The sequence below is a fragment of the Mesorhizobium sp. LSHC420B00 genome, from assembly GCF_000503055.1.
GTDB lineage: Bacteria > Pseudomonadota > Alphaproteobacteria > Rhizobiales > Rhizobiaceae > Mesorhizobium.
This window is the reverse complement of the sequence record NZ_AYVY01000020.1, coordinates 19,233-34,676: the sequence shown is the minus strand read 5'-3', so window position 1 is coordinate 34,676 and position 15,444 is coordinate 19,233. Positions and strand designations below refer to the sequence as shown.

The window sequence follows — 15,444 nt, the reverse complement described above, 5'->3', positions numbered from 1 at the left end:
TCAGTCGACAGGTAAGCCCGCGCCGGCAACGGCGCGGGCTTTCTCATGTCGACGCAAAAGGCAGGCCCGCGACATGGCCGGTAACGCCGTCATGCGTCAATTCGGCGAGCGCCAGCGACTGGTCGAGATGCTCGGCCCGCCAGGCAAGGAGCTTTTCGGCAAGTTCCAGCCGCGCCGGCCGATAGGCTGGGTCGTCCGCGACGCTGGTCACCTCGCCGGCGTCTTTCTCGAGGTCGAAGAGCAAGGGCGGCAGGCCACCGCCGAAATGCACATATTTGTACTTTTCCGTACGGATGACGGCGAGATTGCACTGGCGTTGACCGATGCCAAAATACCGTTCGGCATCACCATCCGCGATCGAGCGGAAATCGAACTCCCAATGGGCCGCGTCGCGCCAGGCGTCCGGCTCCGTCGCGTCCAGGAAAGGCGCCAGCGAGCGGCCGTCGAGATGCGGCAGCACTTCGCCGCCAGTGAGCTCGAGCAAGGTCGGCGCCAAATCCACCGCCTCGGTGAAGCGGTCGACGCTGCTGCCGACAGCCTTTCGGCGGCGCGGATCGCGAATGATCAGCGGAATATGGAAGCTGCCGTCGAAGAAGCCGCCCTTGCCCAGCATGAAATGGTCGCCCATCATCTCGGCGTGGTCGGAGGTCAGCACGATGACGGTGTCGTCCCATGCATCGGCCGCCTTGACTGCTTGCCAGACCCGGCCAAGCTGCGCATCGCTCTCCGAGATCATGCCGTAATAAAGCGCCCGAATGCGGCGAAAATTATCGTCGCCCCAGTCGCGCACCTTGCCCTCCGAGCCGGGCCGGAATTTCGACCGTTCCTGCCGGTCAAGTTCATAGGCGAGATAAGGGTGGCTTGCTGCTTCGGCCTGCCAGCTTTCGGCGCGGTCAAAAGCTGGACCGATGGCCAGATCGTACATGGCGTTGTAAGGCGCCGGCACGATGAAGGGTGGGTGAGGACTGATGAAGGAAAGGTGCGCGAACCACGGCGCATCGCGCTCCTGTTCGCCGAGCCAGCGGATAAATTCGCCGGCCAGGAAGGCCGACGGCGTTTCGTCCTTCGAATAGACGGGCGGGGCGTTGCTAACCCCGCCGTCGTTTTCCGGGATTTCACCCACCGGGAGATGGATGTCGGGGGAGCCGGCGCCGGCATCGACGCCGCGCGCCTTGAGCCATGACAGCCAAGGCTTCTGGTGCTCGGGCAGAAGCTGACGTACGGTGAAGCCGGGCAGCACGCCTTCATAGCTCTTCAGCTGCGGGTCGCCAGGCGCCAGCGTACGCGGATCGCGTGCCATATCAGTATAGCCGAACAGCGTCGGTTCATAGCCGAGGGCACGCGCCCGGAGCGCTATGTTGCCGTGGCGGGCGTCGAGCGGTGTGCCATTGCGGCAGACACGATTGTTCATCTGGTAGAGGCCGGTGTAGAGGCAGGCGCGCGCCGGCGAGCAAGGCGCGGCGCCGCCATAGTGCTTCTTGAAAAGAATGCCCTCTGCAGCCAACGCGTCGGCATTCGGCGTTCTTACCACCTTGTGGCCAGCAGCCGATAGGCAGTCGCCGCGCCACTGGTCGCAGGTGATCAGGAGAATGTTGGGGCGTTTTCCAATCAACCGCTATATCCTCATGCCGGCTACGTCGCTCATGGAGCGCAATTTCGGCGAATATGCAAGCCGGTCCAGTTTGCCGAATGGTGAACAAAACCTGTTTGATCGTTCACTTTAACAGCACAGTCCATTCTGTGTTTGCCATCTTTGCAGCCAGGAGCCGGATCCTCATATTTGCGTGGACAGCGGCAAGGGCCGCACCAGTACAAGGGAAGGAGCAGAAACATGCTCGACCAGGTCAAGGGCCTGCATCACGTCACCTCGATGGCCAGCGACGCGCGCCAGAACAATGAATTCTTCACCGGGACGCTCGGCCTGCGGCGGGTCAAGAAAACCGTCAATTTCGACGCGCCCGACGTCTACCACCTCTATTACGGCGACGAGGTCGGCATGCCCGGCTCGGTGATGACCTATTTCCCCTTCCCCAACATCGGCAAGGGCCGCCATGGAGTCGGCGAAGTCGGCACAACCACTTACTCGGTGCCCGAGGGCACGCTCGGCTATTGGGAGAAACGGTTTGCCGAGCAAGGTGTCACAGGGCTTTCTCGCGAGGAGACGTTCGGCGAGAAGCGTCTTGCCTTCGCCGGTCCCGACGGCGACGGTTTTGCGCTGGTCGAGGACAGAGCGGACAGCCGAGCGCCCTGGGCCAAGGGTGGCATTCCCACTGACGAGGCGATCCGCGGCTTTCACTCAGTGTCGCTCAGGCTGAAAGATAGTGGCGCCACCGAAGAGTTGCTGAAATTCATGGGTTATGAGGAGGTCGACAAGTCCGGCAATGTCAGGCGGCTAACGGTGAAGAACGGCAACGGCGCCGATGTCGTCGATATCGAATCGCTGCCAGGGGCCGGCTTCGCCAATCTCGGCGCCGGCTCGGTCCACCATGTCGCCTTCGCCGTCGAGAACCGCGCCAAGCAGCTCGAAGTGCGCAAGGCGCTGCTCGATACCGGTTATCAGGTGACGCCGGTAATCGACCGCGACTATTTCTGGGCGATCTACTTCCGCACACCGGGCGGCGTGCTGTTCGAAGTCGCTACCAACGAGCCCGGCTTCGACCGCGACGAGGACACCGCCCATCTTGGTGAGGCGCTGAAGCTGCCGTCACAACACCAGCATTTGCGGCCCTATCTCGAGCAGCATCTGCAGAAACTGGAAGACTGAGGGCAACGTCGTGAGTAAGGATTCGTATATTCACAAGGTGCTGCCCGGTTCGCCTGATGGACCGCTGCTCTTCGTCTTCCATGGCACCGGCGGCGACGAGGCCCAGCTTCTGTCGCTTGGACGCGATCTTGTGCCGCAGGCGACGATCGTCGCTCCGCGCGGCGATGTTTCGGAACAAGACGCTGCACGCTTCTTTCGCCGCGCCGGCGAGGGCGTCTACGACATGGGCGACCTCACGCGAGCGACAGAGAAGATGGCCGGCTTCGTCAAGGCACATGTCGAGGCGGCAAAGCCATCTTCGGTGCTCGGCCTCGGTTACTCCAACGGCGCCAACATCCTGGCCTCGGTGCTGTTTGCCGAGCCGTCGCTGTTCGACGCAACGGTGCTGATGCATCCGCTGATCCCGTTCGAGCCGGAGGTCAAGGGCAGCCTTGGCGGCAGTCACATCCTGGTCACCGCCGGCAGGCGGGACCCGATCTGTCCGCCTAATTTGACGGTGCGGCTCGAAGCCTATTTGCGCGCCGATGGCGCCGATGTCACAGTCGAGTGGCATGACGGCGGCCATGAGGTGCGGCCGAGCGAGATCGAGGCGGCGCGGCGGTTGTTCGCCGTGGCGCCGGACGAAAGGACCGCAAGCCATGTCTGACCTATTGCCGGAGATCGAACTGCAGGACCGCGGCTCGAAGGGCCGCTATCTCCTGCGTGGGCCGGGCGGCGCCGAGGCGGAGATGACTTTCACCAAGATCGGCGAGCACCAGATCATCATCGACCATACCGAAGTGCCGGATGCATTTCGCGGCCAGGGCGCGGGGCTTCGCCTGGTCACCCGTGCCGTCGAGGATGCGCGTGCGGCGGGCAAAACGATCATCCCGCTTTGCCCGTTCGCCAATGCCCAGTTCCGTCGCCATCCGGAATGGGCGGACGTGCTGAAGCGGTAAGAGACAGCCATCGATGAATGACAGGAGAAAGGGTGCGCGGCTTTACCGCGGGCCTCTTCGGCCATTGGAGGCGTACAAACACACCGGCAACATGCGGGATTTGCGAAAAGCGCCCGTCTTGCCTAAGTATTGCCAACAAACCGGCTCGCCGTCTGCGGCCCGACCACTTCAACCGAATGGCCCTCCATGACCGAATCCGATCTCGTTCCCGTCTTCGACGGCCACAACGATACGCTGCTCAGGCTCTACCAGTCGAAGGATGCGGACGTCGAAAAGCTGTTCGTCGAGGGGACGCCGGGTGGCCATATCGACCTGCCGCGCGCGAAGAAAGGCGGATTTGCCGGCGGCATGTTCGCGATCTTCCCGCCGCCTGTCGAGAAATCCAAACGCGGCTCGGTGCCGCTGGCGCCGAGTGACAGCGAGCCCTTGCCGCCCGAGGTTCCGCGCGCCGATGCGCTCAACTCCACCATGGCGATGGCCTCGATCCTGTTCAGGCTGGAGCGGGCTTCGGCGCTCACCGTTTGCCGCAGCGCCGGCGACGTGAGGAAGGCGATGGCGCAAGGCTCGATCGCGGCGGTGTTCCATATCGAAGGGGTCGAGGCGATCGATCCTGAGCTCACCCTGCTTGACGTCCTCCACGCAGCCGGCCTGCGTTCGCTCGGTATCGTCTGGAGCCGTCCCAATGCCTTCGGCCACGGCGTGCCGTTCCGTTTTCCGTCGTCGCCCGATACAGGGCCAGGGCTGACCGATGCCGGCAAGGCGCTGGTGAAAGCCTGCAACCAGCTGAAGATCATGATCGATCTTTCGCATCTCAACGAAAAAGGTTTTCGCGACGTCGTCGAAATCAGCGATGCACCGCTGGTCGCGACCCACTCCAACGTGCACGCGATTTGCGGCCATTCGCGCAACCTCACCGAATGGCAGCTCGGCGCAATCCGCGACTCGGGCGGCATGGTCGGGCTGAACTTCGCCACCGGGTTCCTGCGTGAGGACGGCAGGATGAACGCCGACACCAGCCTCGACATCATGGTGCGCCATGTCGATTCGCTGCTGCAGGCGCTGGGCGAAGACGGCGTTGGCCTCGGCTCGGATTTCGACGGCGCCATGATTCCTGCCGTGATCGGCGACGTTGCCGGCATGCCGAAGCTGCTCGACGCGTTCGCAGCACGCGGCTTCGGGCGCGCGTTGATCGAGAAGATCGCCTATCGCAATTGGCTCAGTATGCTGGAAAAGACCATCGGCTAGGGCACCCAAAAGTACGCTCCGCTCCGGTTCTCGGAACCCACAATTTTCGACTCGGCCTGACCTGAATCTCAACACGCCCCAGGGCGAGTTATTCAAAACCTATGCGTTTAAGCCAGTCCTGGCCAATGCCGCGATCGCGGATGATCGGCAGCGGATCGGTCGAGTCCAGCCTCGCACAAATGCGGTAGACCTCCAGCGTTTCAGCGCTCATCTCGCCGCGTTTGTAGAAGAACATGGCCGCGGCATAGCGGGTGCGGCCCGACCATTTTTCGCCGAGCGGCGTGTTGACCAGCTGCCACTGTTCGGCGGCTTCGGCGTCATCCTCATGACGTTCGGCTTCGTCGGACATGCTCAGAAATCCGCGGGCGGATTGGCGGTGCGGCGGTCGAGCCTGACGAACGGCCGCGCCACGATTTTGGCCCGCTTCATCAGCTTCTGGTACTGCAGCTCGCGCATGGCGTAGATCTCGACCCAGAGGTCGTCGACGATGGTCTCGCCGAACGGCCGCGTCAGCGAGGCGATGGCGATGTTGCGCTTGGCCATTGGCGACCACATGGCGGCGCTGACCAGCCCGACCTCCTGGCTTTTCCTGTGGTAGACGATCGCGTGCTCGGCCGGGATATTGCCCTCGATCTGCAACCCGACCAGGACATGGCGAAGACGCTTCTTCGCCCGTGCGTGGAGTATTGCGCGGCGGCCGTTGAAATGACCCTTTTCCAAGTCGACCATGAAGCCGAGGCCGATCTCGTCCGGCATGCGCAGGCGATCGGCGCGGATGGCATGCTCGGCGGTGACGAAATCTGCATTGGCGACGATCAGCCCGGCTTGGAGCCGGGCGCGGTTCAATGCGGCGTAGCCGATGGCGCGGATGCCGCGCAGCTCGCCCGCCGTCATCAGCCGATCCCAGAGGCTGAGCGCCTTATCCGTTTGCACGAACAACTCGTAGCCGAGATCGCCGGTGAAGCCGGTGCGCGAGATGGTGATGGTGACGCCGTCATGCGGAAACTCGGCGAGGTCGAATATTTTCAGTTTTTCTATACCTGCAAAACCTACATCGCGCAGCACGGCAAAGGAGGTCGGGCCTTGCAAGGCGAGGCCGGCGACGGTTTCGGTCTCTTCTTCAACCGCCACGTCGAAGCCAATGGCGCTGTCCAGAAGCCACGGCAGATGCCGCTCCTGCGAGCACAGCCGGAACCGTGTCGGCGATAGCCGAAACAACGTGCCGTCGTCGAGGACAAAGCCCTGATCGTCGCACCAGGCGGTGTAGTTGACGCGGCCGGGCTTCAGCCTAGTTACGTCGCGCAATGTCAGGCGGTCGAGGAAGGTCTCGGCATCCGGTCCCTCGATGCGGTACTTCGTCATCGGCGAGATGTCGAACAGAGCGGCCTGGCTGCGGATGGCGAAATATTCGAGATCCTCGTCCCATAGGGAATGTGGGGCGCGATAGCCGGCCCAATTGTACCAGTCGTTCGTCTTCGCCAGCGCATCAATGCGCGCCTGGAACGGCGTGTCGAGGCGCAAACTGCGGAAATGGGATTGTGCCGCGATGCGGGCATCGGATGGGCCAATGGGCTGATGGTTCATCACGGCGTTCTTTCGCCGTGGAGCACGGTCTTGGCTCGTTGCACCATGACAGCTACCCCCTCACCGTAATGATGCGCCTTGCGGCATTCAGGCCCGGCACGCCGGAGACCCCGCCGCCCGGATGCGAGCCGGCGCCTGCAAGGAACAGCCCGTCCACCGGCGTGTCGTAGCCGGACCAGCCGGAGATCGGCCGTGACATCAGCATCTGGTCGGCCTGCAGTTCGCCGTGGTGCCAGTGCCCACCCGGCATCCGGTAGCGCGCCTCGATGTCGGCCGGCGTCAGCAGGTCGGCATGGAGCACGCTGCCGCCGATTCCCGGCGCATAAGCCTCGAGTTCAGCCATTAAGACTTTGAGGAATTTCGGCTTGCCGACGCTCCAGCCCTCTTTCAAGGCATAGGGGGCGTATTGCACCACCGCGGACAGCACGCAGGCCCCCTCGGGCGCGAGCGAGGCGTCCGACAGCGAGGGCAGCGTGATCTCCATCACCGGTTCGGGTGAGAATTCGCCATATTTCGACGGGTTGAAGGCGCGCTCGACATGATCGGTCGAGGGCGCGATGACGAGACGGCCACGGTGGCCGGCGGCATCGACGCCGACGAATTGCGGTGGCTGGTCGAGCGCCAGATTGAGCTTCGCAGCATCGCCCTTCATGCGGATATTGCCGACCTTGCGAACGAAGCCGGTGTCGACTTCACGCGGGCCGACAAGGTCGACCATGGTCGTCGCCGGGTTGATGGCGGACACGACCGTTGTCGCGCGGATTTCCTCGCCGCTGTCGAGCAGCACGCCGACGGCGCGGCACTTCTCGACGATAATCTTTGCCACCGGCGTCGCGGTGCGGATGGTCACGCCGGCCTGTTGCGCCGATGCGCGAATGGCGGCTATGACGGCGCCCATGCCGCCCTTCGGCATCATCTGCGCGCCGGCGGAACCGCCGGTCTCGCCGGCCAGGCGGTAATAGAGACCGAGCAGCGAGGTCGGCGAGCGCGGGCCAAGATGGCTGCCGAGCGTAGCGTCGAAGGCAAGCAGGCCCTTCAGCCGGTCGTCGGCAAGCTGCTCGTCGAGCAGGTCGGCAACGTTCATCAACAGCACGCGCAGGAAATCGCGCATGTCCTCCTTGCCAAGCTTCTTCAGCGCCAGTCCGGTTTGGCCGAGCGCTGCCGTGTTGGCGAGCGACATGGCGCCGAGATCGGGCGGCCGGCGTGACAAGAACAGCTTCAGGATGCCGGCGTAGCGCAGCAGCTGTGCCCGCAACTCCTTCCAGGCGGACTGCTCGGCAGGACTGGTGCCGGTCAGCACCTCGCCATAGGCGCCATGCAGGAAAAGCGGCGGACCGCTTTTCGCCAGCACCACCGACGGCGCGAAGTCGCCGCGTGCGACCTGCAGCCCGTGCTTCTCCAGCTCCAATACCTTCACCACATCGGGGTGCAGCCGGTTCAGCAGATGGGCGATCGACGAAACACGAAATCCGGGCGCGAATTCCTCCGTGCGCGCGGCGCCGCCGACCTCGCCGGCGGCTTCCAGCACCAGCACCTTGCGGCCGCTCTTCGCCAGAACGGCGGCGGCGACGAGGCCATTATGGCCGCCGCCGATGACGACAACATCCCATTTGTCAGATGACGTCATGGGCCGGGCTCATATGCTGATTTGGCTTGGCGAGATCACGCAGGATCTCGGCGGCGGCATTGCGGCCCGGCGCGCCCATGACGCCGCCACCGGGATGGGTCGAGGAGCCGCAAATGTAGAGTCCATCGACCGGCGAGCGGTATTGTGCGTAGCCCGGCACGGGGCGGTTGAACAACAACTGGTCGAAGGTCAATTCACCCTGGAAGATATTGCCTTCGGTGAGGCCGACCTCGGCCTCGATCTCGCGCGGCGTGCGCACTTCCATGTGGACGATGCGGTCGCGGAAGCCCGGCGAATAGTCCGATATCTGCGCGATCACGCTTTCGGCAAAGCCGTCGCGGTCGGCGTCGGTCCAGCCGCGGCCGTCCACCTTCGGTGGCGCATATTGCACGAAGCAGCTCATGAAATGCTTGCCGGGTGGAGCCATGGTCGGGTCGAGCGTCGTCGGGATCACCATGTCGAGGAAAGGATCGGCCGACCAGCGCCCGGCCTTCCAGTCGTCATAGGCACGCTCCATGCGCTCGATCGAATCGGTGAAATGCATGTCGCCACAATAGACGGGCGAATCCTTCGGCAGCGCCGGGAATTCCGGCAGTGAATCGAGCGCGATGTTGACCTTGCCTGACGAGCCGCGGATCTTGAAATTCCTGACCCGGCGCAGGAAAATCTCGGGCAATTCCTTTTCCTCGACCAGCTTGAGGAAGGTGCGCTTCACGTCGGCGTTGGAAACCACGAGCTTGCCGTATATTTCCTCGCCGCCGGCCAGCACCACGCCATTGGCCTTGCCGCGCCGGATCAGCACATGGTCGACCTCGGCGCCGGTACGGATGGTGCCGCCCGAAGCCTGGAAGGATGCGGCGAGCGCCTCGGTGACCGCGCCCATGCCGCCGCGCGCATAGCCCCAGGCGCCGACCGAGCCGTCGACCTCGCCCATATAATGATGCAGCAGGACATAGGCGGTGCCGGGCGACATCGGCCCGAGCGCGGTGCCGATGATGCCGGACAAAGCGAAATTCGCCTGATCACGTCGGTCTCGAAATATTCGTCGAGAAAGTCGGAGATCGACATGGTCCAGAAGCGCAGCGTCAGCGCCATTTCCTCCGCAGTGAGCCCCGTGAACTTCTTGCCGAGATAGAGCAGTTCGCCAAGGTCGCGCGGCCGCAGGCTGGTCGGGTCGGGCGCCGTGCGCATCAGCAGCGGCTGGATGAAGCGGCACTGCCGCGTCACGTCGCGGGCATAACGATCATAGGCCTCGGCATCGCGTTTGGGGAACCGCGCGAATTCGCGCCGGTGGGCATCGTGGTCGCGGTAGTTGGCGAGATAGTCGCCATCGCGGGTGAACACCGCGCCGCCCTCATAGGAGATCACCTGCAGGCCGAAGCGCGGCAGCTCGAGGTCGCGCATGATCTCCGGGCGGAACAGCGAGCAGACATAGGAGCAGTTGGAATAGAGGAAGCCGGGCGTCAGCTCGCGGCTGGTGGCGGCACCACCGACCCAGTCGTTCTTCTCGACGACCAGCACGTCGAGCCCGGCACGCTGCAGGTAGCAGGCATTGACCAGCCCGTTATGCCCGCCGCCGATGACGATCGCGTCCCAGCTCTTCACTTTGGCCCAGCCTTCATCGTGCCCGACCTTCTTTTCGTGTGATGCCCCCCAATAAGCCGAATTTCGCACGAAGACGGTCATCCTGTCCAGCCATATTGAATGAATGTTCAACAAATGATGTTGCGTTTTCGTGTTTATGCGCTAGGCTTTGGCTCATTCGAGGATAGCCTTGGGACCAGGGTTTGATGATCGAAACGGCAGAGGCCGAACCGGAGTATGACGACACCGCCATCCGCTTCCTCGAGGCGCTGTGGGGCGACGGCTATTTGTCGCCGGGTGGGCCAGAAGAGGTCGACCGGGTCGTCGAAGGGCTGTCGCTTGCGGGCAAGACAGTCCTCGACATGGGCTGCGGTTCCGGCGGCATCACGCTGCATCTCATCGAGCGTCACCGCGCGGCCCACCTCACAGGCTTCGACGTCGAACGGCCCGTGATCGAGACGGCCAGGAAGCGGGCCGCTGCGCGCGGGCTCGCGCGTCGCGCCGATTTCATCCAGGCGGCGCCAGGACCGCTGCCTTTTGCCGACGGTGCCTTCGACGTCGTATTTTCCAAGGACGCGCTGCTGCACGTGGCGGACAAGGATGCATTGTTCGCCGAGATATTCCGCGTCCTGAAGCCTGGCGGCGTCTTTGCCGCGTCGAACTGGATGATCTCGCATGATGGCGAGCCGTCGCCCGAGATGAAGGCCTATGTCGCCGCTGAAGGCCTGTCCTTCGCCATGGCATCGCCGGCCCGCTATGTGCAGGCGATGCGCCAGGCCGGCTTTGCCGACATCACCGTGCGCGACCGCAATCCCTGGTATCGCGAGATCGCGGGGGAGGAACTGAACCGCTTGAAGGGGCCGCTCTACCCGGTGGTCGCGGCTGCCGTCGGCGCGGCCTATGTCGACAAGAATATACGAACCTGGGAAGCCATGCAGAAGGTGCTTGACACAGGCGAGCACCGTCCCACTCATCTTCGCGGCCGAAAGCCGGTTGGCTAGCCGGCGATGCTGGAGACCATCAATCCCATGAAGACAACAGAGGCGCGCGAAGCCCTCCTCGAGGCGACGCGAAAGAGCGACACCGAAAAGCGTGGCCGCAAGGCGTCGAAAGAGACCAGGCAGCTTCAACTGATCGAAGCGACGATCGATTCACTGGCCAAGCGCGGCTATTCGGATACGACGATGGCCGACGTTGCCGACGGTGCCGGCCTGTCGCGCGGCATCGTCAATTTCCATTTCGAAAGCAAGGAGAAGCTGCTCGTCGCGACTTTGCAATACATGTATGACGAGTATTCGGCGCATTGGCGCAGCGCCTTGCAGAAGGCCGGCGATGATCCCGCCCGCCAGTTGCAGGCATTGGTCGCGGCCGATTTCGACCGCTCGATCTGCAACAAGCGCAAGCTGGCGGCCTGGTGTGCGTTCTGGGGCGAAGCCAAATCGCGGCCGACCTATCAGGCGCTGAGCAGCGCACGCGACGCCGTCTATCAGAACATCTTTATCGACCTTTGCGCGACGCTCAAGCAGAGCGGCGGCTATTCTTATGAGCCGCAGGTGATGGCGCTGGCGCTCAGCGCCATGCTGGAGGGACTGTGGCTGCGGCTGATGATGGGCACCGAAGACACCACGCGCGAGACTGCGCTGCAGGCCGCGAACGCGTTCCTGTCCGCGGCATTTCCCAAGCATTATCCGTGGCCGACAGCCGGCGGTGCCAAGCCGGCGTGAAACAATCAAAAGAGGATGGAACAGCAATGAAGACAATGACGCGACGCCCGACGCTGACATTGACGCTGACATTGGCATTGGCCGGAGCGCTCGCCGCTTCGGCGGCGGCGCTGGCTGCGGACAGGGATCTCGTCGTGTTCGACTGGTCTGGCTACGAGGAGCCCGGCTTCCATCCGAAATATGTCGAAAAGAACGGCGATTCGCCGACTTTCACCTTCTTCGGCGACGAGGACGAGGCGTTCGAAAAGGTCCGCTCCGGTTTCAAGGCCGATCTTGGCCATCCCTGCTCGCAAAGCGTGGTGAAATGGCGCGAGGCCGGCCTGCTGCAGCCGCTCGACACCTCGAAGATATCAGGCTGGAAAGACCTCAATCCCGGCATAATGGCGATGAAGGATCTCGCCACCACCGCCGACGGCAAGGCCTGGTTCATGCCTTGGGACTGGGGCAACACGCAGCTGACCTACAATTCCGACAAGATCGATGCGAAGGACGTGCAGTCGTTGAAGGCCTTCGCCGATCCGAAGTTCAAGGGCCGGGTTTCCGTCGGTGACAATGTCGACGACGCCTACGCGCTGGCCAGTCTCGCCATCGGCCTGAAGGACTGGACCAAGATGACGGACGACCAGTTCAAACAGGCATCAGGCTTCCTGCGCCAGGTGCACAAGAACGTCCGCTCCTACTGGACCGACTCAACCGATATCGTGCAGCTGTTGAGCGGCGGCGAGGTCGATCTCGCATGGGCCTGGAACGACGCGACGGTGCAGTCTGTCGCCGCCGGCGTGCCGATCAAGGCCAAGAAGGACACCGACGAGGGCATTTCGACCTGGGTCTGCGGCTATGTGCTGTTCAAGGATGCGCCCGGCAATGCCGACAAGGCCTATGATTATCTCAACGCCGTCAACGATCCGGAAGTCGCCAAGGTCCTGGTCAAGGACTGGGGCTACGGCCAGGCCAATGCCAATGGCATGGCCGGCGTCGACTAAAGGAGAAAGGCTATGACGATGTGCAGAAGTTCGTCGACAAGACGCTGTTCCAGTCGCCGGTTCCATCCGATCTCAAGCTCAAGATGATCGCCGAGTTCGAGAAGATCAAAGCCGGCTATTGAGCTCTCCTCGCCTGGCCCGTCTGCCCACGGACATAGCGGGCGGACGGGCTCGCCAAAGCTCCCGAATTCTCCTAACGTCGCCGCGGTGTTTCCCGCGATGAGGAGCTTTGCGCCATGAATTCCGTGCTTCGCCGCCTGGCCATCGCCGCGGCCTGCGCAATCGGCGCAGGCACAGTCGCGGCACTTGCGGCAGGCGGCGGCGACCTCGTCGTGTTCGACTGGTCGGGCTATGAGGACCCGCTGCTGCATCCGGCCTACACCGCCGAACAAGGCGCCGAGCCGACCTTCGCCTTCTTCGGCGACGAGGAAGAGGCCTTTCAGAAAATGCGGGCCGGCTTCAAGGCGGACATTGCGCATCCCTGCTCGCAAAGCGTGGTGAAATGGCGCGAGGCCGGCATGCTGCAGCCGCTCGACACCAGCCGTATCGCCGGCTGGAAGGATCTCAATCCCGGCATCATGGCGATGAAGGATCTCGCCACCACCGCTGACGGCAAGGCCTGGTTCATGCCTTTCGACTGGGGCAATACGGCCCTGCTTTACCGCACCGACAATGTGACGCCGGATCAGGCGCAGTCGCTCAGGATCTTTGCCGATCTGAAGTTCAAGGGGCGCGTTACCATTGGCGACAATGTCGACGACGCCTACGCGCTGGCCAGCCTGGTCATCGGCCTCAAGGACTGGAACAAGATGACCGACGCGCAGTTCAAGGGCGCCTCGGCATTTCTGCGTGACGTGCACAAGAACATCCGCTTCTACTGGACCGACGACACCGATATCAATCAGGCCTTCTCCGGCAACGAGGTCGATCTCGCCTGGGGCTGGAACGAGACTTTCGTCACCCTCAAGGGCCAAGGCGTGCCGATCGCCATGAACCGCGATACCAAGGAAGGCCTGTCGACATGGGTGTGCGGCTATGTGCTGATGAAGGACGCACCGGGTGATCTCGACCAGGCCTATGATTTCCTGAACGCTGTCAATGCGCCTGCTGTATCCGACTATCTGGTCAAGACGTTCGGCTATGGCCATGGCAACGCCGCTGCCATGGCGGCGATCGATCCCAAGATCCTGGCCGAGCGCGGCTTCGACGATCTCGACAAGTTCCTCGACAAGACGCTGTTCCAGCAGCCGGTGGCGCCGGAGCTCAAGCAGCGGATGATCGCCGAATTCGAGAAGATCAAGGTCGGCTATTGACGTCCGAGATCGAACGAGCCGAGGTGGTCGTCGTCGGCGCCGGCTTCACCGGCCTGTCGGCGGCGCATGAGCTGAACAACGCTGGCGTCGATTTCGTGCTGCTCGAAGCCCGCGACCGCGTCGGCGGACGCGTCGAAGCCATGCCGAACGGGCTCGGCGAGCGCATCGACAGCGGCGGCCAGTTCCTGTGCGAGGACATGCCCGAACTGATGGCGCTGGTGCGGGCACGCGGCAAGACGCTGGTCGGGACGCATTTCGCCGGCGAATTCATCACCCAACCGCGGATGAGCGAGGCGCAAGCCGAGCGCACTTATGGCACCGCCTTGCGAATACGCGAGCGGATGAACGCGATTGCACCGGACGATCCGGCCATTGCCGGTTTGACCGTCGCGGCATGGCTCGATCGCCAGAATGATCCCGATGAAGCCAAGGCGGTCTTTCATTCGCTGATCGAGGGCCTTTGGTGCCTGGCAATGGAAAGGCTGCCGCTGTGGTACCTGATCGACAACGACCGCCGCATCACCAACGAGGTGTCGGAACTGCAGTATTTCGTGCGCGAAACCATGCATTCGCTGGCAGACGACCTGGCCCGCGACCTCGGTGGTCGCCTGCGGCTGAACACGCCGGTCAAGACCATCGAGCGTCGAGCGGAAGGGGTTCGCGTCGTCTCGGCCGCAGGCTCAATCGAGGCGCGAGCGGTGCTGGTCGCAGTCCCGCCGATGATGGCGTCGAGACTGGATTTCGTACCGCTGCTGCCGGCTGCGCTGGAAGCAGCGCTCGGCGTCTGGCAAAGCGGCGCGGTAATCAAGATGCTGGCGCGTTATCCCACGGCCTTCTGGCGCGACAGGGGCTTGAGCGGCATGGTGATGTGGCGCGATCCGCACGGGCTTTTTGCCTGCGACGCCGGCAATGACGACGGTCATCCAGCACTTGTCGTCTTCATCGGCGGGCCGCTGGCCCGGCGCTGGCGCGAACTGGGCGAGGCGGAACTGCGCGCTAAGGTGACGTCAAAACTGGAGCAAGCGCTCGGCGCCGAGGCGGCTGGCTTCTCCGATCTCAGCTACCGTGACTGGACGGACGATCGCTGGAGCGGTGGCGGCTACAGCGACCTTATCGTCGATGCGACGGCAACCAATGCCGAACGCATCATCCGCGCCGGCGCGCCGCCGGTCCATTTCGCCTCGTCGGAGCTGTCGCCGTCATTCCCAGGCTATGTCGAGGGTGCAATCGTCGCCGGGCGAAAAATGGCGCGGCGGTTGATCGAGGAGATCTGAGCGGTATGAAAACGGTCTCGAAGATCGTACTCACCGGTGCCGTCATGGCAGTTACAGGATTTGCGGCTGGCTATTATTCGGCGCCCCACCCAATCGAGATTGGTGAACTCGACAATACCTTAAAGAAGGTCTGCGAATACTCGGCAAGCTCACTTAAAGCTGACCTTCAGGGCGGCTGGCCGATCAACTCATTTGCTGTTTGGAAGTCCGGCGACCGTGCGCATTATCACGTGCTTAGCCAATTGGGTAATCTCAAGTGCGGGTTCGACCCGGAGCTTACAGTCGTCTATTTGCAGAACCATGGATTGGTCGACATTGATGATCTTAAAATGCTGCTGGAGGATTCAAAGAAGGCAGGCGACCATCGATTAAGTGACTATCTGTCCGCCGAATTGGAGGTGAGATAGC

At 63.0% G+C, this 15,444-nt stretch carries 13 protein-coding genes and 2 pseudogenes; 10 read left to right on the top strand and 5 right to left on the bottom strand.

The features are described 5' to 3' along the window. Positions 1-43: 43 nt before the first annotated feature. On the bottom strand, positions 44-1,612 hold the full coding sequence (locus X760_RS63165; protein WP_023720911.1) for an alkaline phosphatase family protein: 1,569 nt from the start codon (positions 1,610-1,612) through the stop codon (positions 44-46). Positions 1,613-1,831: 219 nt separating this feature from the next. Between X760_RS63165 and X760_RS63160 the strand changes: the two genes are divergently transcribed. From X760_RS63160 to X760_RS63145, 4 genes are all read left to right on the top strand, one after another. After that, entirely contained in the window at positions 1,832-2,764 is a 933-nt protein-coding gene (locus tag X760_RS63160) for a VOC family protein (RefSeq protein ID WP_023720910.1), read from the top strand. 10 nt (positions 2,765-2,774) lie between these two features. Beyond that, positions 2,775-3,410, top strand: a complete 636-nt coding sequence (locus X760_RS63155) for an alpha/beta hydrolase (RefSeq protein WP_023720909.1) — start codon at positions 2,775-2,777, stop codon at positions 3,408-3,410. Next, positions 3,403-3,702 carry a GNAT family N-acetyltransferase gene (locus tag X760_RS63150; RefSeq protein ID WP_023720908.1) on the top strand — a complete coding sequence of 100 codons (300 nt, stop codon included), beginning with the start codon at positions 3,403-3,405 and terminating at the stop codon, positions 3,700-3,702. Before X760_RS63155 ends, X760_RS63150 begins: the two co-directional genes overlap by 8 nt. A 186-nt stretch (positions 3,703-3,888) precedes the next feature. Further along, positions 3,889-4,947, top strand: coding sequence for a dipeptidase (locus X760_RS63145; RefSeq protein WP_023720907.1), 1,059 nt, complete (start codon positions 3,889-3,891; stop codon positions 4,945-4,947). Between the two features lie 88 nt (positions 4,948-5,035). On the opposite strand, the gene X760_RS63140 is transcribed toward X760_RS63145, so the two are convergent. The 4 genes and pseudogenes from X760_RS63140 to X760_RS79165 form a co-directional block, all read right to left on the bottom strand. After that, positions 5,036-5,296 carry a hypothetical protein gene (locus X760_RS63140; RefSeq protein WP_023720906.1) on the bottom strand — a complete coding sequence of 87 codons (261 nt, stop codon included), beginning with the start codon at positions 5,294-5,296 and terminating at the stop codon, positions 5,036-5,038. Between the two features lie 2 nt (positions 5,297-5,298). Next, entirely contained in the window at positions 5,299-6,531 is a 1,233-nt protein-coding gene (locus X760_RS63135; RefSeq protein ID WP_023720905.1) for an aminomethyltransferase family protein, read from the bottom strand. A 52-nt stretch (positions 6,532-6,583) separates the two neighbouring features. Continuing rightward, positions 6,584-8,158 carry an NAD(P)/FAD-dependent oxidoreductase gene (locus X760_RS63130; RefSeq protein ID WP_023720904.1) on the bottom strand — a complete coding sequence of 525 codons (1,575 nt, stop codon included), beginning with the start codon at positions 8,156-8,158 and terminating at the stop codon, positions 6,584-6,586. After that, positions 8,145-9,763: pseudogene (locus X760_RS79165) on the bottom strand (NAD(P)/FAD-dependent oxidoreductase). The gene X760_RS63130 and the pseudogene X760_RS79165 overlap by 14 nt, the downstream one beginning before the upstream one ends. A 185-nt stretch (positions 9,764-9,948) precedes the next feature. Here X760_RS79165 and X760_RS63120 point away from each other — a divergent pair. The 6 genes and pseudogenes from X760_RS63120 to X760_RS0138845 all read left to right on the top strand — a co-directional run bounded on the left by X760_RS63120 (position 9,949) and on the right by X760_RS0138845 (position 15,443). Continuing rightward, positions 9,949-10,743 carry a methyltransferase domain-containing protein gene (locus tag X760_RS63120; protein ID WP_023720903.1) on the top strand — a complete coding sequence of 265 codons (795 nt, stop codon included), beginning with the start codon at positions 9,949-9,951 and terminating at the stop codon, positions 10,741-10,743. A gap of 27 nt (positions 10,744-10,770) precedes the next feature. Next, entirely contained in the window at positions 10,771-11,466 is a 696-nt protein-coding gene (betI, locus tag X760_RS63115) for a transcriptional regulator BetI (RefSeq protein ID WP_023720902.1), read from the top strand. 26 nt (positions 11,467-11,492) lie between these two features. Beyond that, positions 11,493-12,571 (top strand): annotated as a pseudogene (locus X760_RS63110) (ABC transporter substrate-binding protein). A 114-nt stretch (positions 12,572-12,685) separates the two neighbouring features. Then, the gene (locus tag X760_RS63105; RefSeq protein ID WP_023720901.1) at positions 12,686-13,762 is read left to right on the top strand and encodes an extracellular solute-binding protein; all 1,077 of its coding nucleotides are present in this window, start codon (positions 12,686-12,688) and stop codon (positions 13,760-13,762) included. Beyond that, positions 13,759-15,036 (top strand): flavin monoamine oxidase family protein, encoded by a 1,278-nt coding sequence (locus tag X760_RS0138850; RefSeq protein ID WP_031194529.1) that lies wholly within the window; start codon positions 13,759-13,761, stop codon positions 15,034-15,036. Before X760_RS63105 ends, X760_RS0138850 begins: the two co-directional genes overlap by 4 nt. 5 nt (positions 15,037-15,041) lie before the next feature. After that, positions 15,042-15,443, top strand: a complete 402-nt coding sequence (locus X760_RS0138845; protein WP_031194528.1) for a hypothetical protein — start codon at positions 15,042-15,044, stop codon at positions 15,441-15,443. Position 15,444 lies beyond the last annotated feature (1 nt).